Below are 25,193 nucleotides of genomic sequence, written 5' to 3'. Positions count from 1 at the left end.
TAGAAAATGATAAGGCCGGATAATACCCGCATATCACCCGACCTTAAATTAAATTACTTACACGTTTAAATATTAATAATCTAATTCGTTATAAAAGTATGGAAAAACACCAATTATTCAGTCTAAAAAAGACTGAAGAAAAACAATTATTGCTAATTATGAAGTTCTTTTCATTTTTTCTACTGATAGGAATAGGGCATTGCTTGGCAACAAATTCGTATTTGCAAAGCAAATTATTCACAATGAAGACCTCTCAAAAGACTGTGAAACAAGTCTTTCAAGAAATTGAAAAAAATAGTGAATACATAATTTTCTACATGGACCAAATCATCGATACGAATCGTAAGGTAAATATTGATGTAAAAAATCAGCAAGTGAGCGCTATTTTGGACCAGCTATTTCTCGGTACAGATAATACTTACAGCATCAACGACCGACAAATCACAATTTACCATAAAGGCGAACAACCAAACAGCCAACAACAAAGTAACAAATTTACAGTCACCGGTGTAATAACCGATGCACAAGGAGAGTCCATGATTGGCGTTTCAGTAAAAGTAAAAGGAACAACATTAGGAGGAATCTCAGATATGGATGGACGATATTCCATTAGTGTCCCTAACAAAAATGATATTCTTATAGTTTCTTTCCTGGGCTACGCAACAGAAGAAATCAAGATTAACGGACGGCGCAACATTAACATCCGGTTACGCGAAGACACCAAAGCATTGGACGAAGTAGTTGTCATCGGTTATGGACAACAAAAAAAAGAGAGCGTCGTGGTATCCATGAGTTCGGTAAAGCCTTCGGAAATCGCTGCCCCGACTCGAAATTTGACCAACAATCTGGCAGGACAAGTATCCGGTTTAATTGCCGTACAACGTTCCGGTGAACCAGGATACGATGATGCAGAATTCTGGATTCGCGGTATCAGCACATTCGCATCTAACAGTTCCGCATCAACCCCTTTAGTCTTAGTAGATGGTGTTCCTCGTAAAATCACCGATATTGAACCGGATGAGATTGAAACATTCTCAGTATTAAAAGATGCTGCCGCAACTGCTATTTATGGTGCTGAAGGAGCAAATGGCGTTATATTAGTTACAACCAAACGCGGTAAGGACGAAAAACCTAAAATTACATTTAAAACAGAACACTCCATTTCAAGTCCACAACGTCTGCCTGAATTTGTAGGTTCTGCTGATTATTTAAGTTTATATAATGAAGCATTAAATAATGACGGGGAACCCGATTTATTCAGCGCTGAATTAATAGAAAAGTTTCGTACTAGTACAGACCGTGATCTTTATCCGGATACAGACTGGATAGGTGAACTGCTTAGAAAGAATACACATAATCACCGGTATACATTGAATGTGCGTGGCGGTTCGGCACGTTCCAGATATTTCGTATCTGGTGCCTATTATACAGAAAGTGGTATATATAAAGGTAATCCTACAGAAAAATACGATACCAATATTGGCTTGGACCGTTTTAATCTGCGTTCAAACATTGATATGGATGTCACCTCTACAACACTAGTATCTATTGACTTAGCAGGACAATACTTGATAGGCAATTATCCGGGTGAATCTTCATCTACTATTTTCCGCTCTATGTTGATTACTCCTCCTTATTGTTTTCCCGCAGTATATAGTGACGGAACAGTAGCTACTTACGAACAAGAACGAGGTGTAAATATGAGGAACCCATACAATCAGTTGATGAATTCCGGTTATACCCGCCAATGGAGAACAGGTATTCAATCCAAAGTTGGCGTTAGACAAAAACTCGATTTCATCACCAAGGGACTTAGCGCCAAAGTAAATGTCAGCTATGACTTTGATGCAACATTCAAATCCATACGTTCATACAATCCTTCCCGTTATCATGCAACAGGTAGAGATGAGAACGGTAACTTAACATTCATCCAAGTTGTATCAGGAACACCGGATTTGAGCGATTTGAAGGACAATGGTATTGAAGCGCAAAAGAAAATATATATTGATGCAGCTATCAACTACAAACGTATTTTTGCAGAGAAGCATGATGTAAGTGGTATGTTGCTATATATGCAAAAAGAAACACAACTCAAGACTCAACCTCTCCCCTATCGCAAGCAAGGGTTAGTAGGGCGTTTTAGTTACTCTTATGACGGACGTTATTTCCTTGAAGGAAATTTTGGATATACGGGTTCAGAAGCATTTGCCAAGAATCATCGTTTCGGTTTTTTCCCGGCTGTAGGACTGGCTTATTATTTGTCAAATGAGCCTTTTTACCCCGGAGTTTTAAAAAACTATATAAACAAAATCAAATTAAGAGCTTCTGTCGGTAAAACTGGTAACGACACTACCAGTGACCGTTTTATCTACCGTCCTACTTTCTCTATGAATGCAGGTTCATGGTCACAAGGAATAGGTAGTAACGGAGGTACTAATTCTATAGGACAAGGTATCATCGAAGGATTTCCGGAAACGTTAGATATTGGTTGGGAAATTGAGAAAAAACAAAACTATGGTTTCGACTTAGGACTTTTCAACAACAAGATAGATATTGTATTCGACTATTTCCGTTCCGAAAGAAGCAATATCCTGATGCAAAGAAAAACGACACCAACATTAAGTGGTTTTCGTGTCAACCAATATGCTAACTATGGAATCGTATCCAACCATGGTGTAGATATGTCTTTGAATGCTCATCATCAAATTGGTAAAGTAAAACTAAGTGCAAGAGGGACATTTACATTTGCCAGAAATGAGATAAAAGAATATGATGAATTACCACAAAAATATCCATGGATGGAACGAACAGGTAAACGAATTAATGAAAATAACCTCTATATAGCCGAACGCTTATACACAAAAGAAGATTTCATCATCAATAAGAACAGTAATGGTATTGAAAGCTATACATTACGCCCGGAACTGCCTCAAAGCACTCTAGGTGGATTGCTTGGCCCCGGTGATATTAAATACAAAGATGTGAATGGTGACGGAGTTATCGATTCCTATGATAAAGTAGTAGGCGTGGGACATCCTAATGTACCTGAGATCGTTTACGGATTTGGATTAAACATCGAATATAAAGGATTTTATGCTAGTGTATTCTTCCAAGGTACCGGAAACTGTTCTGTTTTATTAGGAGGAAATACTCCGGAAGGTTGGTATCCATTTGCATGGGGAGTAGACCAATCCAGTTATCGTACTTTCGCATTGGACCGTTGGACTGAGAGTAATCCAAGTCAAAATGTATTAATGCCACGCCTACATAAAGATAATGCCAACAACGCCAATAATCAAGTGGCAAGCACATGGTGGCTTCGTAATGGAGGTTTCTTACGATTAAAAAACATGGAATTCGGTTATCAACTGCCCAAACAATTCTTGAAGAAATTTAATGTTCAGGCTGCCAGAATTTATGTAATGGGATATAATCTTGCTTTGTGGGATAACCTTAAGTATTTCGATCCGGAAGCAGGAAATGCAAATGGAGGAAACGTATACCCTAAGAATCGTACCTTTACCTTAGGAATAGACTTTACATTTTAATTAAATCTATAAAATATGAAAACAATGAAGAAACTATATAAGAAAATACTGATAGCTGCTTTTGCATTGTGCAATATTTATTCTTGCGATTATCTGAATGTATCTGATGAGTTAGCCGGAAATCTCCGTTCATTGGATGAAATTTTCGATAATGTATCTTATACCCGAAGATGGTATGCAAACATATTTACTTCTATTCCAGATTATTCAGGAATTACCGCAGCTGCTGGAAGTATCACAGGATTTAAAAATCCTTGGGCAGGTATGTGTGATGAATTAACTGTTGGATATGGAGATGCAAAACTCTATAACAAAACAGATAAAAATGCAGCTAACATGAGTTTTCACCGTTGGGGTACATGCTATAAAGAAATCAGACAAGCAAATATATTCTTGGCCCACGCCAAACCAATAGCGGCAAATGGAACCCATGTTGATGTACTGACGGAAGAAGAACTAACAGAGATGAAGGCTAATGTAAGATTCATGAGAGCCTATTATCACTATTTGCTTTTCGAACAATATGGTGCTATTCCTTTGGTAAAAGATTTAATTCTCGAAAGAGAAGATAATCTGGATCTGCCCCGAAATACCATAGATGAAGTAATCAGCTATTTGGACGAAGAACTAACAGCAGTAGCCAAAGAGCTGCCTCAAAAGGCATTACATGATGACGACCAGCATAATGCATGGCCAACCAAAGGCGTAGCTCTGGCTGTAAAAGCTAAAATGTGGGTATATGCAGCCAGTAAGTTATTCAATGGCGAATACAAAGAAGCGCTAGCCGTAACTAATTTGGATGGGACAAGACTTTTTCCTGATAAAGATCCTAATAAATGGAATAAAGCGGTAGCTGCTTTAGAAGAATTCATAAAATTTGCAGATGAGGAAGGTAATTATGAATTGCTGAATACGGGTAATCCTTCACAAGATATATACGATCTTTTCCAAACATATAATAAAGAAATTATATGGGCTACTGCAGCAACTTCATGGGGTGGAATGACAAATGACATGTTCGACCGTAGATGTACCCCAAGAAGTGAACAAAACGGAATGGGTTGCATTGGTGTCACACAAGAACTCGTAGACGACTTTTATATGAAGGACGGTCTCCCGATACAAGCAACAAGTTATTTACCACAATCCACATTATATACAACCGAAGGGTTTGACAAATACACTGAGACTGTTAAAGCCGGAAGCAAAGAAGTACAAGTGGCCAACAATGTCAGCAATCGGTTCCTCAATCGGGAAGCACGTTTCTATAATACAGTATTTTTCCAAAATAGGAGATGGCATGTAACAAACAACGTAACTCAATTCCACAAAGGAAGCCCCAATGAATTAAGCGGCACAATTTATACTCATACTGGTTATATGCTATACAAAAGATTTAACAGGGAAGTTAGCATGAAATCTCCGGGGGTTCAAAACAAGTTCCGCCCTTCTATCATCTTCCGTCTTGCAGATCTTTATTTATTGTATGCAGAAGCTGTTAATGAAATTGATCCTCAGGACGAACGTGTTCTGACCTATTTAAACAAAGTACGCCAGCGTGCCGGTTTGTCGAATATTGAAGAACTCAACCCTGCCATTGAGGGAAATCAAGAGTTGCAAAGACTCGCAATTCAACGTGAAAGACGCATCGAATTGGCAACGGAAGGACAACGTTATTTCGATGTTCGCCGTTGGATGATAGCAGACCAGGATGGAGAAGGGCGTCAATTCGGATATGTTCATGGCATGAATATGAATGCGGCAGAAGACAAATTCTACGAAGAAGTAGAAGCTAGCCCGATTGTCTTCAGACGTAAAATGTACTTATATCCTATCCCAGACGATGAAATGAAGAAAACTGAACTGCTTGTTCAAAATCCGGGATGGTAAATCAACATTATGTTTTATGACTTAAAATAAAAAAAGATGAAAAAAATATACTCCATACTGGTAACCATAGTATTTTTGATACTGACAGCAAGTTGTAACGAGAACTTTGAGATCGCAGATAAAGCAGATAGCCTAGTATCTGTTGCTATCAATACACTGAATATACAAAAATCATTCAATGTAGGAGAAAGTTATCAAGCAGAGCTTTGGGTACAACGAGGCGGATTAAGCGATATGTCAGGAAAAGTAAAATTCATGATAGATCCCAATTTACTAGACTCTCTGAACAGAGAAGACAGAACCAATTATCAAATGTTACCGGAAAACTGTTATGAATTGTCCAACATTGAATTTTTACTAAATAAAAATGAAATGTGCGGTTATATAACCTATCATCCTGAAAAAATAGTCGAATTGTCCGATTATGACCAGATTCAATATGTTCTTCCACTGAGGTTGGTTTCTAACGAACTAAATATCAACCCCGAAAGATGTGTTTCATTGTTGGCATTTCAGGTATCAGAACCTATTGTACAAATCACAAACTCAGGAATATTCAATATAGATCCGTTACAAACCTCCCAAATGGACGTCCACATCAGCGTACCTTTTACTAATAAATGGGATATAGAATGCGATTTAACCCACGATCAATCTCTGATTGAACAGTATAATTCAAACAATAAGGTTAATTTCACCTTACTACCGAGTGAATCGTACACAGCTCCGGATAAAATTTCTTTACCGGAAGGAGTTAATGAAACAACAGCCTCCTACCAACTCAAAGATAATCTACTTCCGGGTAACTATATATTGCCCATAACTATTGGAAGCATTGAAGCGACACAGAACGGCACTCCGAATAATTCATTAGTTATAGACAAGGAAAGTAGCACTTTATTCCGTATCGTTAAAGAAGGGAAGAAAATAGATAAGTCAAAATGGGAAATTATTGCTTGCAATTCCGAAGCAGCAGCCAATCCGGTGAAAAACCTAATTGACGACGATGAAACGACTTTCTGGCACTGTAAAACTAAGTCTGAAGCCAATTGGTGCGAACCTCCTTATGAAATTACCATTGATATGAAAGACCCGGTCACAATTGCTCAAATTGATTTAGTAAACCGTGGAGAAGCTAGTAGAGCTAATAATATCAAATGGGTGGAATTTTATGCCAGCAACAATAATAGTAATTGGGAAAAAATCGGTGCTTCTGACTTCAATGATGAATTTATTAGAGAAACATTTCGATACTATGTCAAATCGACCACAGCTCGTTATTTGAAACTAGTCATTCCTGAAGGCCATGGAAATGCGTGTCCCCCCGCAGCAATTCGTGAATTAACAGTCTTCGGGTATTGAGCTAAAAACTCCTACTAATTAAAAGAGACGACCTGAAAAAGAAATGTACCCCAAAAGTTTATCAAAAAACAATTGGGGTACACTTCAATTACTCCGAAATAGTTTTAGAATCCTGTCCAGTTTTTTATTTTAGATATCCTATAGGATGATTCATCATTGGTACCTGGCTTTCCTTCAATTTCAACACCTTCTTCAATTGATTGATATCCATCGAAGCGCGAGGTACAGTAGCCAACCTTGCAGCGGAACAAAAGATTGAAATATTCTGGGAAACGATTCCTGCATCCATAGCACCCATCAACTGAGTATGTGCATTCTTAGTATCTCCAAAACGAGAAAGATCACTAACCAAAACTAAAGATACCGGAGCTGATATTACAAATGCCTGTCCACCTGCCACTGCTCCACGATAATCGCCTTCAGCTATCAGATTCAACTGATGATTTTTTGCATCATATAAATAGCTACCTTCCGGCAATACCACATATACATCCACATCCTGCTTATTCAAAGCCGACGGAGCAGTCCGTTTTCCAGAATCGCTCCGATTAATACCGTTAGCAGCCCACAACAAATCCGACAAATCAGATAAATTCAATGCTTTCGAAGCAAATTCACGAGTAGAATGACGTTCGGACAATGCTTTCATCACCGTACCAGTACGGTTCAAATTAGGTTTTGGTAACTTAATCACTTTATCAGCAGCAAATGCAGCTACCGAGAATACTAAACAAGCTAACAACAGTTGTACTTTTCTCATAATTGTGATATTTAAAAGTTGATGAACAAATATAGACAAAAAAGGTCTGCATTCATTTTTGAATACAGACCTTTTAAGAGTTATTATGAGGTTTGATTATTTATCGCCGAAATAACGGTTATACAGACCTTCAAAACCTTTACCGTGACGAGCTTCGTCCTTGCACATTTCATGTACAGTGTCATGGATAGCATCCAAATTTAAAGCTTTTGCACGAGTTGCGATACGTTTTTTGTCTTCGCATGCACCTTGTTCAGCATCTTTACGTTTCTGCAGGTTTGTTTTGGTATCCCAAACACAGTCACCCAGCAATTCAGCAAATTTAGCGGCATGTTCAGCTTCTTCCCAAGCGTAACGTTTGAAAGCTTCAGCTACTTCAGGATAACCTTCGCGGTCTGCCTGACGACTCATAGCCAAATACATTCCAACCTCAGTACATTCGCCCATGAAGTGATTGTTCAGGTCCTTAATCATTTCTTCGTCGCAACCTTTTGCAACACCGATAACGTGCTCATCAGCAAAAGTCAATGCGCCACCTTCTACTTCAACAACTTCTACAAACTTGCTGGCAGGAGCTTTACACAAAGGACATTTCTCAGGAGCTGCGTCACCTTCATAAACGTAACCGCAAACAGTACATCTAAATTTTTTCATTTTCTTCTCAATTTTAAATTAATTAGTCAATACGTGTTTCTTTATCTTTTATCAAGCAATTCTTACATATACCTTTATAATAATAATGCACTTCCGACACCTGATGTCCGTCCATTTCCAGACTCTCTACTTTTTTCACCGCTTCCGGACATTGCAGGTCATAAATGTGTCCGCAACGTTTACAAAGAAAATGGGAATGAACGGAAGTATCTGCATCAAAATTAGTATTTTTCTCATCAATTGTAAGCATTTGAGCCGCTCCTTGCTCCGAAAACAGTTTCAAGGTATTGTAAACTGTAGTCTTTGAAAGCGTAGGCATCGAAGGAGATAATGCTGTATAAATATCATCAGCTGACGGATGAATAGGATGCTCCATCAAATATTGCATAATTGCAATACGTTGCATCGAAGGCTTTATATTATGGTCTAATAATCGTTCGTATGGTTTCATCATTTATCCCTTTCTTTCCAAACTTGTATTCATTACAATTATAAATCCAATGCAAAGATAAAGAGTTATTTGGAATAAACAAATAAAATATGAGAAAAATCTAATGAAAAACATTACTTTTGTTGTACTATAATAAAAGAATAAGTTTAAACAACAGTATTATAGTACATAGAAAAGACCTCATTGAGAGGATTCACCATAGAAAAGATAAATATTCAAAACTATTTTCCTATTTTTGCACTCATTATATATAAAAAGGTATAAGATGAACTACGGATTCGTGAAAGTAGCAGCAGCCGTGCCACACGTGAAAGTGGCCGACTGTAAATTCAATGTAGAGAGAATAGAAAGCCTGATTGCAGTAGCCGAAGGAAAGGGAGTGCAAATCATCATTTTCCCGGAAATGAGTATTACTGGATATACTTGCGGCGATTTGTTCGGTCAACAGCTTTTGCTGGAAGAAGCAGAAATGGGATTAATGCAAATTCTGAATAACACGCGCCAATTGGACATTATTTCTATTGTTGGTATGCCGGTAGTTGTCAATTCGACGGTTATTAACAGCGCAGTAGTTATCCAGAAAGGAAAAGTACTAGGCGTTACCGCCAAAACTTATCTCCCTAACTATAAAGAGTTCTATGAGCAACGTTGGTTCACCTCCGCGATTCAACTAACAACAGACAATGTACGCCTATGCGGACAAATTGTTCCCATAGGAGCTAATTTGCTTTTTGAAACTTCAGATACTACTTTCGGAATTGAAATTTGTGAAGATCTATGGTCCACGATTCCTCCCAGCTCATCGCTAGCTTTACAAGGGGCGGAAATCCTATTCAATATGTCGGCAGACAATGAAGGTATCGGAAAACACAATTATCTGTGTTCTCTCATCAGTCAACAGTCTGCACGCTGTATCGCAGGATATGTCTTTTCATCTTGCGGTTTCGGAGAGTCTACTACTGATGTAGTCTTTGCCGGAAATGGATTGATTTACGAAAATGGAAGTCTGCTTGCACGCAGTGAGCGATTCAGCATGGAAGAACAGCTTATTATCAGCGAGATTGATGTAGAACGTATACGCGCAGAACGTAGAATCAACACAACTTTCGCGGCTAATCAAGCTAAATTAAGAGACAAGAGAGCAGTCTCTGTTGCCACAGAATTTGTAAACAGTAAAGAACTAACCCTCACCCGAAGTTTCCATCCACATCCATTTGTACCACAAGGGAAAGAACTAAACGAACACTGTGAAGACATTTTCGCTATTCAGGTAGCGGGATTGGCACAACGGCTTGTCCACACAGGAGCCAAGACTGCCGTAGTAGGAATTTCCGGTGGATTGGATTCAACGCTTGCACTACTTGTCTGCGTGAAAACGTTTGATAAACTAGGATTATCCAGAAAAGGAATTCTTGGAATCACAATGCCCGGTTTCGGAACGACTGACCGCACCTACCATAATGCTATCAACCTGATGAAATCATTAGGAATATCTATTCGTGAAATTAGTATTAAAGACGCTTGTATTCAACATTTCAAGGATATAGACCATGATATAAATGTGCATGATGTCACTTACGAAAATTCACAGGCACGCGAACGTACACAAATCTTAATGGACGTGGCCAATCAAACCTGGGGAATGGTAATAGGTACAGGAGATTTATCAGAACTTGCTTTAGGATGGGCAACATATAATGGCGATCACATGTCTATGTATGGCGTTAACGCAAGCGTCCCCAAAACACTCGTAAAATATCTGGTACAGTGGGTGGCAGAAAATGGTGTGGACGAAGATTCAAAAACCACATTGCTTGATATAGTGGATACTCCTATCAGTCCGGAACTGATTCCGGCAGACGAAAACGGAGAAATCAAACAAAAGACGGAAGACCTAGTCGGTCCTTACGAACTACACGACTTCTTCCTTTATTATTTCCTACGTTTCGGTTTCCGCCCTTCAAAGATTTATTATCTGGCAAACATCGCATTCAAAGGTAATTATGATGAAGAGACAATCAAGAAATGGCTGGCTATCTTTTTCCGCCGCTTCTTCAATCAACAATTCAAACGTTCCTGCTTGCCTGATGGCCCTAAAGTAGGCAGTATTTCTATCAGTCCGAGAGGGGATTGGCGAATGCCGAGCGACGCAAATTCAGCCATGTGGCTTAAAGAAATAGAAGGTTTATAGGCATCCTATCAATAGGCTTGTGCCACCCCATTGGCACAACTGTGCCAACGGCATGGCATAGTTGTGCCAATGCGATGGCACGGTTGTGACAGCACGGTAGTACAAACAGGGTACTAGTACGATCCTCCAACAGTCATCACTTCTCTTTTTATTCGTTCAATATCAGCTTCCCTGATTCTTCTAATAATGTTTTTATAAATACGATGAAAGCCAAAGCCTCCGTCAGTCATTTCACGAATTGCATCTTCTTTAGAGACATTCTGGAATATAATACGGTAAAGAGCACACACGACTCCTGTACGGTCAGAGCCATGATGACAATGAATGACAATGGGCGATTTACGATTCTTTATGATGCGCAATGCAGTTATCAGCTGTTCCTCATCTACCGAGTGCGCTTTCATCTTTACTCGATGAAGTTTCACAGTCGTTCCTGTTGCCTCATCATTGTCACTATGTCTATTACGAAGATTAAGAGACTCTCCAATACCATATTTTTCGAGAGCTTTAAAGTCCGAGTGTGAAGGTTGTTCGGAACGATATACACCTGAATCTATCTTATATAAATTATTCAGTTTACTATCGGGAAGAGTAATCTTCTCTGCTTTCAGGTTTTGACTAAAAAGAGAAAGAGAAAAGATTACTCCCCAAAGTAGGCTTAACAGGATTCGTTTCTGCATAAGTCTGTGTATTTAAGAAATCAGAGTACCCCTTTGCTGGAAGGAAGTTCAAAATGATAGATATCTCTCTTAATTGCCATTTTCAAGGCACGTGCAAGGGCTTTAAAAATTCCCTCTATTTTATGATGCTCATTCTGCCCTTCTGCTTTGACATTCAGATTCATTTTTGCAGCGTCGCTCAATGACTTGAAAAAATGAAGAAACATTTCCGTTGGCATCTCTCCTATTTTCTCGCGCTTAAACTCAGCATCCCATACTAACCAAGGGCGACCACCGAAGTCCAGACAAACTTGACAAAGACAATCATCCATAGGCAGTGCATAGCCATAGCGCTCAATCCCACGCTTACTACCTAAAGCCTGATTAATACACTCCCCTAAAGCAATAGCAGTATCTTCGATAGTATGATGTTCGTCTACCTCCAAATCTCCTTTTACACGAATCGTTAAATCCATACCGGAGTGTTTTCCAATCTGTTCGAGCATGTGATCGAAAAAGCCAAGCCCGGTGGAAATATCGCAAATGCCGCTTCCATCAAGGTTCAAGGCAACATAAATATCCGTTTCTTTCGTTGTACGACGAACCTCTGCTTTTCGTTCACCGGCAAAAAGGAACTCGGCTATCTGATCCCAGTCTGTTGTTGCAAGAGCACAAACATTTTCCAGTCCTTTTTCTTTCAAGCTTTCTGTTGAGTCCTGCAAATAAATGGCACGACATCCCAAATTCTTGGCAAGTTCCACGTCAGTGGGACGGTCACCAATCACAAAACTTCCGGCAAGATCGTAGTCAGGATTATCAATATACTTTGTCAGCATTCCGGTACGCGGTTTACGGGTCGGTGCATTATCCTCGGGAAAACTACGGTCAATCAAAATATCATCAAACGCAATCCCCTCTCCTGCCAATGTTTTCAACATCAAATTATGAGCAGGCCAAAATGTTTCTTCCGGGAAAGATGAAGTGCCCAGTCCATCCTGATTAGTAACCATTACAAACTCGAAATCGAGTTTACTGCGGACAAAGCCCAGATTACGGAATACTTTCGGGTAAAATTCTAGTTTTTCCAACGAATCGAGCTGATAATCAACAGGCGGTTCAATGACCAATGTACCATCTCTATCTATAAATAATACTTTCTTCTTCGTGTCCATTATCCTTCATATTTTCTAAGAGCAGCCAATAACGTATTGTTCTCTATCCGAGTGCCCACTGTTACACGCAAACAGTTACAGCAAAGTGAAACCGAATGGCGATTGCGCACGATGATACCTTCACCTACAAGATAATTGTATATTTTCACCGCATCCGTCACTTTAACCAGAAAAAAGTTCGCATCAGACGGGAACAGTTTGATGGTACAAGGTAATTTCTCAAATTCTTCTTCCAGATAATCACGTTCTTCCTTCAACGTTTTAACCCAACGTTCTATTTCATAATGTTTATGCAACATAGAAATAGCTTGTTGCTGGGTCAGTTGATTGACATTATAGGGATATTTGATTTTGCTCAGGATACCGATTATTTCGACTGACGCAAATGCCATTCCCAAACGAATGGCAGCACATCCCCATGCTTTGGAGAATGTCTGGAATACAACAAGATTCGGGTACTTATCCAATTCTTCCAAAAAAGAAGGTGCATCGGAGAAATCACTATATGCCTCATCCAGTATTACCAATCCTTCAAACTCGCGAAGGAGTGTTTCTATTTCAGACCGAATCAAATCATTTCCTGTCGGATTATTCGGTGAACAAAGGAAAATCAGCTTGGTATGTTCATCGGCAGCTGCCAATAATTTATTTGCCGAAAACTGAAAGTTATCATCCAACAGCACTTTCCGGTATTCCACATCGTTCACATCGGCACACACCTGATACATTCCGTAAGTAGGGTCGATAGCGACCACATTATCTTTACCCGGTTCGCAGAATGCACGAAATACCAAATCAATAGCCTCATCACTGCCATTTCCCAGAAAAATATGTTCGGGAGACACTTTCTTTATTTTCGACAGCAGTGTTTTCAGTTCACACTGCATAGGGTCCGGATAACGGTTATGAGGTGTATTGTACGGATTCTCGTTTGCATCCAAAAAGACAGAAGCCGTATAACCTTTATATTCATCACGAGCCGAAGAGTAAGGTTTCAACTTCCAAATGTTCGGGCGGGTTAGTTCTTGTAACGTTTTCATCAGCAATACTCTTTTAGTTTTCAGTTATTACTTATTAATTGCTTTAAGGCGGATAGTGACGGCATTCTTATGTGCGTCCAAATGTTCATTGGCGGCCATTTCTTCGATAGCCGGACCGATGGTCTTTATCCCTTCCGGAAGGATTTCCTGGAATGTAATCTTGCGGATAAAGCTATCCAGACTTACACCGCTATATGCTTTCGCGTATCCATTAGTCGGCAAGGTATGATTGGTGCCGGAAGCATAATCGCCCGCACTTTCAGGAGTCAAAGCACCTAAGAAGACAGAACCGGCATTAGTGACCCGTTCGGCTACTTCCATATAGTTTTCCGTTTCCACAATCAAGTGTTCGGGAGCATAAGCATTCGTGAGTTCCAATGCTTCATCGATATTTCTAACCAGAATTAGTTTACTGTTTTCCAACGATCTGGAGGCAATTTCACGACGAGGCAATTCAGCTAATTGACGTTCTACTTCAGCCATAACTTCCGTTTGCAGTTTCTCGGAAGTTGTAATCAGCATAGCCTGGCTATCCACTCCATGTTCTGCCTGAGACAATAAATCCGCAGCTACAAAAGCCGGATTTGCCGATGCATCAGCCAAAACCTCTACTTCCGATGGACCCGCAGGCATATCAATAGCTACATCACTCAAGCTGACCAATTGTTTGGCAGCTGTCACATATTGGTTTCCGGGACCGAAGATCTTATATACTTTAGGTACGCTTTCTGTTCCATAGGCCATAGCAGCGATAGCTTGCACACCACCTGCTTTGAAAATCTTGCTCACTCCCGCCAGTTGGGCAGCAAAAAGAATAGCCGGGTGAATATTTCCTTCTTTATCAGGAGGAGTACAAAGTACGATCTCTTTGCATCCTGCAATTTTTGCGGGAACAGCCAACATCAATACGGTTGAGAAAAGCGGGGCAGTTCCCCCCGGGATATAAAGCCCGACTTTCTCAATCCCCACTGCTTTCTGCCAACAGGTTACACCGTTCATCGTTTCCACCTTCTTTCCGACAAAGCGTTGAGCTGAGTGAAATGTTTCGATATTCTGTTTAGCCAAAGAGATAGCGGCTTTCAATTTATCACTCACCAATGTTTCGGCTACCCGTATTTCTTCAGGAGTAACAGCAAGTGAGGACAAGGTTACTTTATCAAAGGTTGCTTCATATTCGAGTACAGCTTTATCACCTTCTGCCCTTACCTTGTCTATAATGGAACGAACTGTGTCAAACAGACTTTCCGTATTCAGTGCCGGACGTTTCAAGAGTTCCGTCCACTGGTCTTTTGTAGGGTATTTAATTAATTTCATTCTTCAGCATAGATTATTTATTTCCACGTATTTTACACGATCATCTTTTCAATCGGCAATACCAGAATACCTTCTGCGCCCAAAGCTTTCAACTTTCCGATAATCTCCCAAAAACGTTTCTCGTCCAATACTGTATGAACCGAACACCAGCCTTCCTGCGCTAATGGCATGACAGTAGGACTTTTCATACCCGGCAAGACGGCAATAATTTCTTCCAGTTTATCCTTCGGAGCATTCATCAATACGTATTTCTTATCTTCTGCTGTTTTCACCGCATTCATGCGGAACAGTAATTCATTCAACACTTCTTTCTTCTCATCGCTCATATTCTTGTTACCAATCAGTAGAGCTTCAGATTTCATGACCACCTCCACTTCTTTCAAACGGTTGCTGACCAAAGTAGAGCCGGAACTTACAATATCAAAAATAGCATCAGCCAGTCCAATGCCCGGAGATACCTCTACGGAACCGGTAATAACGTGAATTTCTGCATTCACGCCCTTTTCCTTCAGGAAATTACGAAGAATAACAGGATAAGAAGTGGCAATTTTCTTTCCATTAAACCATGATAATCCCGGATATTCCAAATCTTTCGGCATAGCTAGTGACAAACGGCATTTGCTGAATCCCAAGCGTTTAATGATTTCAGCATCTTCTTCTTTTTCCATAAATTCATTTTCACCGACAACACCCAAATCGGCTACACCGGTAGCTACTGTTTGTGGAATATCATCATCACGAAGGAATAATACTTCAATAGGAAAATTGGAAGACTGCACCAACAAGGTACGTTTAGTAGTACTCAACTTGATATCCGACTCTTCTAAAAGTGCCATTGTCTCTTCAAAAAGACGTCCTTTGGCCTGTACTGCAATTCTTAACATGATCTTATTTAATTATTTATTATTAATTACTATTCGAATTAAGGGAATAAAAAAAAGGCTTACCGTATTCGGCAAGCCTTTGTTATCGTTATATAGAGTATACACAATATCATCTATGCCCACCGAGTTATTCGTTAGGAAAATGATGATGATGATGTGTAGCTGTATATTTCATATTTCTTTTATTAACTGCGACAAAAGTAAAGCATTTGTTTCATACTTCCAAACATTTATCACAAAAACTTGAGTTTTTATTTCAAATTAAAGGTAGAATTTCTTCCGGCTCTACATCACAGTGCAAAAAATGCATTTCGCTTTTCGCCTTTTCCTGTGAGAAAGTAAAGTAGGTACAAACTGCCTCCGTACATACTTCATTATCCTTATTATATAGCTTAGCTTCGATGATAACAATGTTTCTTTTTATTTCCTTGATAGCAGCCCGCAGTACAACGTGAGAATCTTTCGTATCGACAGACTTCCGGTAACGAGTTTCCATTTTAGAAGTTACTCCTGTTGTCTGCAATTTACGCAACACAACCCAAGCACAAATTTCATCTAATAAAACAGCTTGAATACCGCCGTGCAAAGTGTCAATCCAACCCTGATATTCAGGACGCGGTTTCCAGATACTCACGATTTCGTCACCGTCTTCATAAAATTCCATTCTTACTCCGGCTTCGTTATTGGGAGCACAACCAAAACAATTGTATCCTTCCAAACCTTTCCAAGGATTTATTATCTTCTTCATAATTCTCTCCATTATTTAGTTTTACTTCCCAAATATAGGCAAAATATGAAAAAGACGAATCATTTCCATAGATTTACTTTCGGATACAGCGGATAGAAAAAGCCTTTCTTTCAACAGCTGATGTGGCCGTTTCCATAGTATTTGCATTGCTTTTCAAAAAAAAGACAGATTCAGCCATTTCCGTATTTGTATCATCCAGTGTCCAATATCCTAAAAACTTGCCTTCTAAAACACTTAGATCCGGATAAGAATACATTCCTACAGGAAGTCCGTTAAAACCTGAATCATTGTTAACGGGCAACACTTCTGCCCCGTCTATAGATACCCATTCACCCGATTTCAATAAAGAAACATCCCCTTTCAGGTAAGAATTTAAGATATTCCAGTCCTCCCAATTTGGAATATTCCAATGGAGTGGCAAGAAATCAGGAGATAATGCTACACTAGCGGTATAAAGGTAATTATTTGTACAGGATAGCAAATACCCGACAGCATTTTCAGTAACTTCATTCAATTTCGGAATTTCATCACCATTCGCAAACAAAGCTGCTTCCAGATTATTCCGCATCCAATACTGTGTTCCGATTTTCACCAACGGATAATTATGAATTACTCCTCCACGTACATCACGAGCCACATCATCTAATGCTAATACCTGTAACACATCATCTGCCTCTGTTATTGACAAAGTAACTTTTCCGTTTGCCAATACATAAATATTATTATAAACAGGCAAAGTCCCGGCAATATAAGTCAACGAATGCTCATCTATATTCCACGACACTTTACCACCATGCACCTTACCAGCTTGCCCTAGAAGTTGAACTACCACTCCTTGAGATAAATCAGCAGTAGCATCATTCTTCATCGGATAAGCAACTATTGCCTGAGAAGAAAAGTACGGAGTCACCAGATATTCCTTACATATTTCAGCCACCTGTTTTCCTGCGTTCAAGACTTTATATACATTCGATTTTGCAAACGTCAATTTCGACACATCTATATATTTATGAAGATTTTCCGATTCGGCATGATCAGTTTCATCACCTTTCCAATCGCTAATTTCTCCACTAACTTTGTTCATCAAAATATCCTCAGCAGCTACAAAAGTTATTTCCAGCTCTCTTTGTTTGCCTTCCTGCAAATTCAGAGTTGAAGGTAACAAGCTAATATACTGTTTGCCTTCAACTTCCAGCGTCACATACTGATATCCGGCCATAACCTCTTGCGGTATCAAGATAAGTTCTTTCCCTATCAACTTCTTTTCAGCCTCTATCTGCCATACTCCGGCCGGGATAATAACATTTTCTTCCAAATAATCGGAATAAGACTGCTTCTGAAAATCATATATTGCTTTTGTATAAAAGCCACTAACCGAAAGGTGGGGATCAGCTGCCAATAAATCTTCCACATTGCCACCTTCACCCGGCACGATCGCTATCTTCAGACGAAAAAACTTATGATTATAAGTCAAAGGAATGGCATCTATGCTTGCAGAAACACCGTCTCGGATAGCAACCAAAAAATCTGAACGAGAATAATCAGCAGCAACCTCTTGATTTGTTTCTACTGACACCGACATCGTGCTCTCTCCTATCGCCACTCCCTCTTGCCGATAAGGATAATAGCTCACTAAATTAAGGGTCACTCCGTCATCCGGATAATATACCAACTCATCCGACAGAAACTCGCCTCCGGAAGAACGAACAAAATGAAGATTATCTACATAGCGTTCCTCCTGCATTGTAGTGGAACCCGCAAGTGCGAATAAACCGACTCCTTCTCCTTCTTCAAAACTATTACCGACAATACGAGTATTAATCAATTCATGTATGTCAGTTACAAACTTCAATGGAATATTTCCATCAGCAATTATCGCTTCATTTTCTTCCGAAATGTGGTTCACACAAGCAGTCAGCAAGATAGAGAAAATAGCAAAAGAACCTATGTTCTTGGGTAAATAATGAAATACTTTCATCTTATTTTTTTATTAATTTCCCATTAGAAATCTCTGATAGAACAGAAAGAATGACATAAGAGAAAGTATTTGCTCGCGGTTATGAGATACTATACAACACATCTGTTGCAACTGTAGAATCTTGATTCCAGCACTTCATTTTGAAATGCAAGGGACGAAAGTATACATTATAATTCAGATAGAGAATATTTTTATTTGGAAAGTTTTATATTTTTATTTAAATACTAAATAATCAATAACTTACAAAAAACTGATATATATCAGAGATTTCCTACTTCACCTTATTATATTAGCAATCTGATGATTCTCAAAAAGAATAACCGACCTCTACCCCTGCAATATGCTTACCTCGCGAAGATTCATATTGATAACAATAAAAAGCATCAAGAGACCAGCGCTTAGTTAAATCAATCTCTATTCCGGGACGATACCTTAAACGAGCTGTCCGCCAAAAAGGTGCATCATCCAAACTTTGATAAATTTCAATAGAGAAATAAGGTGAAACAATTCCTTTTTGGGGAGCATATCCCAACTTCAGCCGGGAACGTAAACGAGTTTCTGATTCTCCACGATCAAAAGTCTGCTGAAACCTTTCCCGCAAAGACATTTTGAGCCATTGATAACGAAAACTGGCCGTAGCTCCAATACGATAACGGTGTCTGAACTTCCACCCTATTTCACCTAAGTTCCGATAATGCGTTTCATAACCAATCTCAAATTTCAAAAACGAAAAGGCACGGTAATCACCTCCGACAGAAATTCCCCAACGGTCAATCGCACTCATATCATCTTCCGTTCTCAATTCCAAATTACCGGAAACAGCAAAGCGGGAGTCAATCTTATGATTTACTTTGAATTTAGTCCAGGTTGTGAAATCATTATCTTGTGCGATCATGGCAGAAGTTGTACCAACAACCAACAACACAAACAATAAAACTCTAATAATTATAAATTTGCTACTCATTGATTTTCGGGTTAAAGTTGCAAAGATAACAAATTATCCTCGGCAAAGAAAAACCATGATACTGAAATAATCCTGAAATAGCATTAGAATGTTCTTTTCAAATATACCATGTCCGTCAACAGTTTGCCTTCTTCATAAATCGGATGGTCGTAATTGTCGGTAAAGAAATTCTCTACACGGTGGGAAATGGTAAAACCGCAATGTTCGTAGAAAGATATGGTAGAAGACACATCTCCTGTACCAACCAACATTTCAGTACACTTGTCCAGATAATGCTCGAATAGAAATTCAATTAAACGTTTCCCGTATCCCTGACGTTGAAAAAAAGGAACAGTAGCAATATTCTTGATTTCATAAATGCCTTCCCCTTCACGGGTTACTACACAGGCTGCTTTCAATCCGTTGTCATACAGAACGAACATATCGCCACGTTCCAAATACCGGTCTACCATACTTTCTTGTTCATCAGCCAAGAGTAACAATTCGAGGAATTCTTTCTTATCTGAAATTACTTTCTTTATCTCCATGTTTTTAAATATTGAATAGCTCTCCTCGCAAAGATATAAAAATATCACAGTGCAAACAAAAACACCATATAAATAAGTATATCTTTACAATATGAAAAATCAAAAGCAAAAACAACCTTGTACTATGTGAAAAATACCATTAAATAAGAGTACCGAAAAATTACGGAATGGAATTTTTTACGATGCATAATGACAGATGAGGAGTTTACAAATACATTAGGTATGAGTGTACAGGGAATATTCATACAACCGCCTATTATTAATCATTTTTTCTATGTTCCAAAATCGTATTCATATTCTCCAAGGCCCACCCTACTAATCCTTCAATATGAGGAATCAGAGTCCCTCCCGTATCCGTCAAGTTATACTCTACACGAGGAGGTACTTCCGCATACACTTTCCGCTCCACCAATCCATCGGATTCGAGTGTACGAAGAGTGACCGTCAACATTCTCTGAGAAACATCTCCTATTGTCTTATGAATGTCGCTAAAACGCATAGTACCATTGGCATTCAAAGTGATAAGCACCAGCATCGACCACTTATCTCCCAAGCGGCTGAGCACATCTCTAACTGGACAATTTCCTGTCGGGTGGAAGTTTTTCATCTTTTAACGTTTTGTATTTAACTGAATTACAACAATAGTTACTTCCATGTAACTTCCTTATTCAGAGGTGCGTTCTTGCTTTTCTCAACAAAGGAAGATACATTTGCATCACAAAAGTAATAAACTTACTAATAATAACTATTGTTTCATTTAAATAATTATGATTATGGCAAAGAAAGTAGCAGTTTTAGCAGTAAATCCGGTAAATGGTTGTGGATTATTCCAATACCTGGAAGCATTTTTTGAAAATGGCATTTCATATAAAGTATTTGCCGTATCGGATACGAAGGAGATTAAAACAAATTCAGGAATCAGTCTGACAACAGATGATGTGATTGCTAATTTGAAAGGACATGAGGATGAGTTTGACGCATTTGTTTTCTCATGCGGAGACGCTGTACCTGTATTTCAGCAGAATGCAGACAAACCTTATAATATAGATCTAATGGAAGTTATCAAAACTTTCGGAGATAAGGGCAAAATAATGATCGGACATTGTGCCGGTGCAATGATGTTTGACTTCACAGGGATAACGAAAGGTAAGAAAGTGGCTGTTCATCCGTTAGCCAAACCGGCTATCCAAAACGGAATAGCTACCGATGAAAAATCAGAGATTGACGGTAACTTCTTTACTGCACAGGATGAAAATACTATTTGGACAATGTTACCACAAGTTATTGAAGCACTGAAATAAAGCCAAATGACAGGAATATATAACAATAAATGTAAACAAACAAATTAACTCAACGCAGTCTGTTTATAGAGAAGCGCGTTCCTTTAAAAGAAACAATGCATTTCTCGGTGTGCAACAGGTCGTTCCTTTTAAAGGAATGACCTGTTGATTTAAAAAGCAAAAACGCTTCATATACGATGCTATAAATCAATAAGATAGAATTATCCGTGACCGATACAGGAATGGGCATTGCTCCTGATAAAGTTAACCAAGTGTTCGACCGTTTTGTAAAGCTGAATACTTTCTCGAAAGGCACAGGCTTAAAGCTGTCTATTTGCAGAAGTATCATCGAGCATCTTGGCGGTACTATCGGAGTGGAATCCGAACAGGGAAAAGGTTCGCGTTTTTGGTTTACGCACCCCATACAAAGCAAAGTCCCATATTCAATAATTCAAAATGCTGTTAGAAGCCTGCGTCTAAACATATTAATCTTACGTACTTAGACACAAGGAAACAGTTAAAAGTTCCGAATATATAATCATTTTGCCATTTTCAGATTAGGAAGTAGGTATTTTCAGATTGTTTTTACTACTTTTGTCCTTGCAAGATCAATCTATAAATAACAATATCACAAACAAGACTTTTTTTCATGGATATAAAAAAACGCTTATTGTTGCTACTTTTATGTTTCATATCTATTGTACCCAGTATAGCACAAAGAGATCATATTGACATTTCAAATTATATCTTATGTATTAACTCTTATGCAGAATCTTCCCCTTGGAGTAACCGCATGATTTCTACGGTAACGGAATATGTACAGAAAGACCCGCAACTGGCTTTATATGCGGAACACATGAATATGTTAATGATTGAAAATGACTCCACACTGGCAGAATTCAAACTGTCGATTTCTCAAAAATATAAAAGACACCGTCCCCGTTTACTTATTTTGTTGGGAAATCCCGCCTTATTGATGCGCGATGAATACAGAGAACTGTGGGGAGACATTCCTATCGTATTATGCTCGGAAGAAAACTATCTGGGTCCGCAGGAGACTTACACCAAGAAACAAGCCATTGCAACAGCCGACCGCACTCCTCTCACTCAATTGGCCGACCCATATAATATGGTTCTCTTATATTCAAATCTTTATCTGGATGAGAATATACAACTAATATGCCATATCGTTCCCGAAATAAAGAAATTCATATTTATCGGTGACGCGCGGCAAATTAACCAAACCAACAATTTAGATATCCGCAATAAACTGAAAAAAACGCATCCGAATGTAGAGTATCAGTTTATAACCCCACAAGACATGACAACGAACCAACTATTGGATTCATTGTATTTCGTTGATCCAAAAACAACAGGAGTTTTATTTTCTTCCTGGTTCTATAAAACGACATTTGCAGGCAACACCTCGTTAGTCTCCAATGCCCACAAACTGATAGGGACAACAGCCGCCCCCATATTCACTCTCAATATGGCGGACATCACCGAAGAAAACGGCGGAATGATAGGTGGCTATACCTACAATCAAAAGCACTTCAACCAACAATTAATCCATACCATTGCTGAAATACTCGCAGGCAAACAAGCACGCGATATTCCATTTTACATACCGACAGACGGCGCCCCTATTATCAATTATAAAATCTTACTCCGTAAGGGATTTTCTCCTTCCATGTGTCCACCGGATACACATTTCCTGAACAAGCCACTATCATTTTGGAAACAAAATGAGTACTTTATTATAGGGACACTATGTTTTGTTGTATTACTAGCATTTCTACTATTTTACCGTATTCACAGCCTGAACATAATAAAGAACGCACAACGAAAAGAAATAGACGCCATGACGGATTTTAAGAATCTGATAAATAATATGCCTATTCTTTATATGCAGGAAGAATTAATCACCGATGAAAAAGGGACTCCCGTAGAACTGATTTACCGAAATGTAAATAGCCATTTTGAGAAGAACTTCTATCGCAAGGAAGAAGTGATAGGTAAGAAAGCAAGTGAGATATTCCCTGAATCCATGCCCGAGTTTTTGCATTTCATCCAAATAGCATTAGCAGAAAACAAAGCAATAACATTCCCTTATTATTTCAGGAAAATAGATGCCTTTTACGATATAGTACTCCGGGGAAATCCGCATAACAAAATGATAGACGTCTTTTGCCTGGACAGTACCGAACTACACAGAGCACAACAAAAATTAAGTACGATTAACAACAAACTTGCCATGTCACTCGATGTAGCCAATATCGTGCCGTGGAAATGGGACTTAACGAGCCGAACAATTCTTTGTGATATCAATAAACCGATAGAACTCAGTACCCAGGGAAAGGGTATAGCCGAGGAGCAACTGGCAGTGCCCGATATTCAATATTTCTCTAAAATATTTAAAGAAGACCGGAAACGGGTGGAACAAGCCTACAAAGATTTGATAGAGGGACGTTCAGAAAAAGTAAAAGAAGAATATCGCGTAATCAACACTCACAAAGGCTTTCACAGGATAGAATGGGTGGAAGCACAAGCTGCTGTCGAAACCCGGGATGAAAACGGCAAGCCACTGACCTTGGTGGGGTCTTCACTCATCATCACCGAACGAAAGAAAATGGAACAGGAGCTGATCAACGCCAAAAACCGTGCTGAAGAATCCAACCGCCTGAAATCCGCTTTTCTTGCAAATATGAGCCACGAAATCCGTACTCCTCTGAATGCCATAGTCGGCTTCTCCGGAATATTGGCCTCGACCGAAGAGGAAGAAGAAAAACAAGAATATGTGAGTATCATTGAAAACAATAATACTTTATTACTGCAACTCATTAGCGACATCCTTGATTTGTCAAAAATAGAAGCAGGCACATTGGATTTACATTACTCCAATGTCGAAATCAATGACTTAATGAGAGAGTTGGAAAACAGTTGCCAGTTGAAATTAAAGTCAGACAACGTAAAACTGGAATTTGTAGCTCCCGAAGAACCTTGTTTTGCAAACATAGAGAAGAACAGGTTATCGCAGTTAATTATCAACTTCGTCACAAATGCTATTAAGTTCACTAGCCAAGGCAGTATCCGATTTGGCTATGAACGGCAAAACAATGAACTTTATTTCTATGTGACCGACACCGGCTGTGGTATTCCCCAAGATAAGCTGGATAGCATCTTCGGACGTTTTGTCAAACTAAATTCTTTTGCACAAGGCACAGGATTAGGACTTTCAATCTGCCGTACACTCATCAACCACATGGGTGGAAAAATCGGTGTAGAATCCGAAGAAGGAAAGGGGTCTACATTTTGGTTCACATTACCCTATAAGCAGATAGAAGCCATAGAAAAAGCTCCTCAAAAAAAAATTCAAAGTATTACAATCGCAAAAGATAAACTAATAATTCTAATTGCAGAAGACAATGAAAGTAATTACAAACTGTTCGAGTCGATACTAAAATATGATTACCACTTAATACATGCCTGGGACGGACAAGAAGCCGTAAATATGTTCAAGGAATACGATCCGCAAATTGTATTAATGGATATCAATATGCCTGTCATGGACGGCTACGAAGCAACCAAAGAAATACGTAAATATTCGGCCAAGGTACCGATTATTGCCATTACAGCCTTTGCATATGCTTCGGACGAACAACGGGTAATGGCAAGCGGATTTGACGGCTATATGCCCAAACCTATCAATGCACGGTTGCTTAAGGCACAGCTTATGGATATCATGCAGAAACGCATTATCTTATTGTAAAA

Annotated in this window: 19 protein-coding genes and 1 pseudogene; 7 read left to right on the top strand and 13 right to left on the bottom strand. The window is 39.0% G+C overall.

What is annotated here, in order from left to right:
- Positions 1–98 precede the first annotated feature (98 nt).
- Genes CGC64_RS09965 through CGC64_RS09955 form a run of 3 tightly spaced genes read left to right on the top strand, consistent with a single transcriptional unit; the run spans position 99 to position 6,800 of the window.
- Positions 99–3,548 carry a TonB-dependent receptor gene (locus tag CGC64_RS09965; protein ID WP_005677777.1) on the top strand — a complete coding sequence of 1,150 codons (3,450 nt, stop codon included), beginning with the start codon at positions 99–101 and terminating at the stop codon, positions 3,546–3,548.
- Positions 3,549–3,572: 24 nt separating this feature from the next.
- Entirely contained in the window at positions 3,573–5,438 is a 1,866-nt protein-coding gene (locus CGC64_RS09960; RefSeq protein WP_167562261.1) for a RagB/SusD family nutrient uptake outer membrane protein, read from the top strand.
- 36 nt (positions 5,439–5,474) lie between these two features.
- Positions 5,475–6,800 carry a BT_3987 domain-containing protein gene (locus CGC64_RS09955; RefSeq protein WP_005677775.1) on the top strand — a complete coding sequence of 442 codons (1,326 nt, stop codon included), beginning with the start codon at positions 5,475–5,477 and terminating at the stop codon, positions 6,798–6,800.
- Positions 6,801–6,924: 124 nt separating this feature from the next.
- Here the strand turns inward: CGC64_RS09955 and CGC64_RS09950 are convergent, their stop codons facing one another.
- From CGC64_RS09950 to CGC64_RS09940, 3 genes are all read right to left on the bottom strand, one after another.
- A complete protein-coding gene (locus CGC64_RS09950) occupies positions 6,925–7,560 on the bottom strand; it encodes a SagB/ThcOx family dehydrogenase (RefSeq protein ID WP_005677774.1) in 636 nt (211 codons plus the stop codon).
- A gap of 96 nt (positions 7,561–7,656) precedes the next feature.
- On the bottom strand, positions 7,657–8,214 hold the full coding sequence (locus CGC64_RS09945) for an NADH peroxidase (RefSeq protein ID WP_005677773.1): 558 nt from the start codon (positions 8,212–8,214) through the stop codon (positions 7,657–7,659).
- A gap of 22 nt (positions 8,215–8,236) precedes the next feature.
- A complete protein-coding gene (locus CGC64_RS09940) occupies positions 8,237–8,665 on the bottom strand; it encodes a Fur family transcriptional regulator (protein WP_032838033.1) in 429 nt (142 codons plus the stop codon).
- 265 nt (positions 8,666–8,930) lie between these two features.
- Here CGC64_RS09940 and CGC64_RS09935 point away from each other — a divergent pair, with 265 nt between their 5' ends.
- Complete coding sequence (locus tag CGC64_RS09935) at positions 8,931–10,856, top strand: NAD(+) synthase (protein WP_005677771.1); 1,926 nt, start codon at positions 8,931–8,933, stop codon at positions 10,854–10,856.
- A 113-nt stretch (positions 10,857–10,969) separates the two neighbouring features.
- Here CGC64_RS09935 and CGC64_RS09930 read toward each other — a convergent pair whose 3' ends face one another.
- The 10 genes from CGC64_RS09930 to CGC64_RS09885 all read right to left on the bottom strand — a co-directional run bounded on the left by CGC64_RS09930 (position 10,970) and on the right by CGC64_RS09885 (position 20,749).
- Positions 10,970–11,536, bottom strand: coding sequence for a dual specificity protein phosphatase family protein (locus CGC64_RS09930; RefSeq protein WP_005677770.1), 567 nt, complete (start codon positions 11,534–11,536; stop codon positions 10,970–10,972).
- A gap of 20 nt (positions 11,537–11,556) precedes the next feature.
- A complete protein-coding gene (hisB, locus tag CGC64_RS09925; protein ID WP_005677769.1) occupies positions 11,557–12,687 on the bottom strand; it encodes a bifunctional histidinol-phosphatase/imidazoleglycerol-phosphate dehydratase HisB in 1,131 nt (376 codons plus the stop codon).
- A complete protein-coding gene (gene hisC, locus CGC64_RS09920; protein WP_005677767.1) occupies positions 12,687–13,727 on the bottom strand; it encodes a histidinol-phosphate transaminase in 1,041 nt (346 codons plus the stop codon). The genes hisB and hisC overlap by 1 nt, the downstream gene beginning before the upstream one ends.
- Positions 13,728–13,754: 27 nt before the next feature.
- Entirely contained in the window at positions 13,755–15,041 is a 1,287-nt protein-coding gene (gene hisD, locus CGC64_RS09915) for a histidinol dehydrogenase (RefSeq protein ID WP_005677766.1), read from the bottom strand.
- A gap of 32 nt (positions 15,042–15,073) precedes the next feature.
- On the bottom strand, positions 15,074–15,925 hold the full coding sequence (hisG, locus tag CGC64_RS09910) for an ATP phosphoribosyltransferase (protein ID WP_005677765.1): 852 nt from the start codon (positions 15,923–15,925) through the stop codon (positions 15,074–15,076).
- Between the two features lie 256 nt (positions 15,926–16,181).
- On the bottom strand, positions 16,182–16,673 hold the full coding sequence (locus CGC64_RS09905) for a PaaI family thioesterase (RefSeq protein WP_005680538.1): 492 nt from the start codon (positions 16,671–16,673) through the stop codon (positions 16,182–16,184).
- A 73-nt stretch (positions 16,674–16,746) separates the two neighbouring features.
- The gene (locus tag CGC64_RS09900) at positions 16,747–18,651 is read right to left on the bottom strand and encodes a fimbrillin family protein (protein WP_005677763.1); all 1,905 of its coding nucleotides are present in this window, start codon (positions 18,649–18,651) and stop codon (positions 16,747–16,749) included.
- Positions 18,652–18,958: 307 nt separating this feature from the next.
- Positions 18,959–19,615, bottom strand: coding sequence for a DUF2490 domain-containing protein (locus CGC64_RS09895; RefSeq protein WP_005677762.1), 657 nt, complete (start codon positions 19,613–19,615; stop codon positions 18,959–18,961).
- An 83-nt stretch (positions 19,616–19,698) separates the two neighbouring features.
- Positions 19,699–20,142, bottom strand: a complete 444-nt coding sequence (locus CGC64_RS09890) for a GNAT family N-acetyltransferase (protein WP_005677761.1) — start codon at positions 20,140–20,142, stop codon at positions 19,699–19,701.
- A gap of 259 nt (positions 20,143–20,401) precedes the next feature.
- Positions 20,402–20,749 carry a winged helix-turn-helix transcriptional regulator gene (locus tag CGC64_RS09885; protein ID WP_005677760.1) on the bottom strand — a complete coding sequence of 116 codons (348 nt, stop codon included), beginning with the start codon at positions 20,747–20,749 and terminating at the stop codon, positions 20,402–20,404.
- 166 nt (positions 20,750–20,915) lie between these two features.
- Here CGC64_RS09885 and CGC64_RS09880 point away from each other — a divergent pair, with 166 nt between their 5' ends.
- From CGC64_RS09880 to CGC64_RS09870, 3 genes and pseudogenes are all read left to right on the top strand, one after another.
- Positions 20,916–21,443 (top strand): DJ-1/PfpI family protein, encoded by a 528-nt coding sequence (locus CGC64_RS09880; RefSeq protein ID WP_005680532.1) that lies wholly within the window; start codon positions 20,916–20,918, stop codon positions 21,441–21,443.
- A 188-nt stretch (positions 21,444–21,631) separates the two neighbouring features.
- Positions 21,632–21,925 (top strand): annotated as a pseudogene (locus tag CGC64_RS09875) (sensor histidine kinase); the annotation flags it as partial.
- Between the two features lie 146 nt (positions 21,926–22,071).
- Complete coding sequence (locus CGC64_RS09870) at positions 22,072–25,191, top strand: ATP-binding protein (RefSeq protein WP_032855171.1); 3,120 nt, start codon at positions 22,072–22,074, stop codon at positions 25,189–25,191.
- The last annotated feature ends 2 nt before the right edge of the window (positions 25,192–25,193 follow it).

This window comes from Bacteroides caccae (assembly GCF_002222615.2).
Taxonomy (GTDB): Bacteria; Bacteroidota; Bacteroidia; order Bacteroidales; family Bacteroidaceae; genus Bacteroides; species Bacteroides caccae.
The sequence above is the reverse complement of the archived record's forward strand: the minus strand, read 5'-3'. Positions and strand labels throughout refer to the sequence as shown.

What these genes read in the sequence shown, in the direction of transcription:
- CGC64_RS09965 (WP_005677777.1), top strand. Translation starts at nt 99, where the DNA reads ATGGAAAAACACCAATTATTCAGTCTAAAAAAGACTGAAGAAAAACAA.
- CGC64_RS09960 (WP_167562261.1), top strand. Translation starts at nt 3,573, where the DNA reads ATGAAGAAACTATATAAGAAAATACTGATAGCTGCTTTTGCATTGTGC.
- CGC64_RS09955 (WP_005677775.1), top strand. Translation starts at nt 5,475, where the DNA reads ATGAAAAAAATATACTCCATACTGGTAACCATAGTATTTTTGATACTG.
- CGC64_RS09950 (WP_005677774.1), bottom strand. Translation starts at nt 7,560, where the DNA reads ATGAGAAAAGTACAACTGTTGTTAGCTTGTTTAGTATTCTCGGTAGCT.
- CGC64_RS09945 (WP_005677773.1), bottom strand. Translation starts at nt 8,214, where the DNA reads ATGAAAAAATTTAGATGTACTGTTTGCGGTTACGTTTATGAAGGTGAC.
- CGC64_RS09940 (WP_032838033.1), bottom strand. Translation starts at nt 8,665, where the DNA reads ATGAAACCATACGAACGATTATTAGACCATAATATAAAGCCTTCGATG.
- CGC64_RS09935 (WP_005677771.1), top strand. Translation starts at nt 8,931, where the DNA reads ATGAACTACGGATTCGTGAAAGTAGCAGCAGCCGTGCCACACGTGAAA.
- CGC64_RS09930 (WP_005677770.1), bottom strand. Translation starts at nt 11,536, where the DNA reads ATGCAGAAACGAATCCTGTTAAGCCTACTTTGGGGAGTAATCTTTTCT.
- hisB (WP_005677769.1), bottom strand. Translation starts at nt 12,687, where the DNA reads ATGGACACGAAGAAGAAAGTATTATTTATAGATAGAGATGGTACATTG.
- hisC (WP_005677767.1), bottom strand. Translation starts at nt 13,727, where the DNA reads ATGAAAACGTTACAAGAACTAACCCGCCCGAACATTTGGAAGTTGAAA.
- hisD (WP_005677766.1), bottom strand. Translation starts at nt 15,041, where the DNA reads ATGAAATTAATTAAATACCCTACAAAAGACCAGTGGACGGAACTCTTG.
- hisG (WP_005677765.1), bottom strand. Translation starts at nt 15,925, where the DNA reads ATGTTAAGAATTGCAGTACAGGCCAAAGGACGTCTTTTTGAAGAGACA.
- CGC64_RS09905 (WP_005680538.1), bottom strand. Translation starts at nt 16,673, where the DNA reads ATGAAGAAGATAATAAATCCTTGGAAAGGTTTGGAAGGATACAATTGT.
- CGC64_RS09900 (WP_005677763.1), bottom strand. Translation starts at nt 18,651, where the DNA reads ATGAAAGTATTTCATTATTTACCCAAGAACATAGGTTCTTTTGCTATT.
- CGC64_RS09895 (WP_005677762.1), bottom strand. Translation starts at nt 19,615, where the DNA reads ATGAGTAGCAAATTTATAATTATTAGAGTTTTATTGTTTGTGTTGTTG.
- CGC64_RS09890 (WP_005677761.1), bottom strand. Translation starts at nt 20,142, where the DNA reads ATGGAGATAAAGAAAGTAATTTCAGATAAGAAAGAATTCCTCGAATTG.
- CGC64_RS09885 (WP_005677760.1), bottom strand. Translation starts at nt 20,749, where the DNA reads ATGAAAAACTTCCACCCGACAGGAAATTGTCCAGTTAGAGATGTGCTC.
- CGC64_RS09880 (WP_005680532.1), top strand. Translation starts at nt 20,916, where the DNA reads ATGGCAAAGAAAGTAGCAGTTTTAGCAGTAAATCCGGTAAATGGTTGT.
- CGC64_RS09870 (WP_032855171.1), top strand. Translation starts at nt 22,072, where the DNA reads ATGGATATAAAAAAACGCTTATTGTTGCTACTTTTATGTTTCATATCT.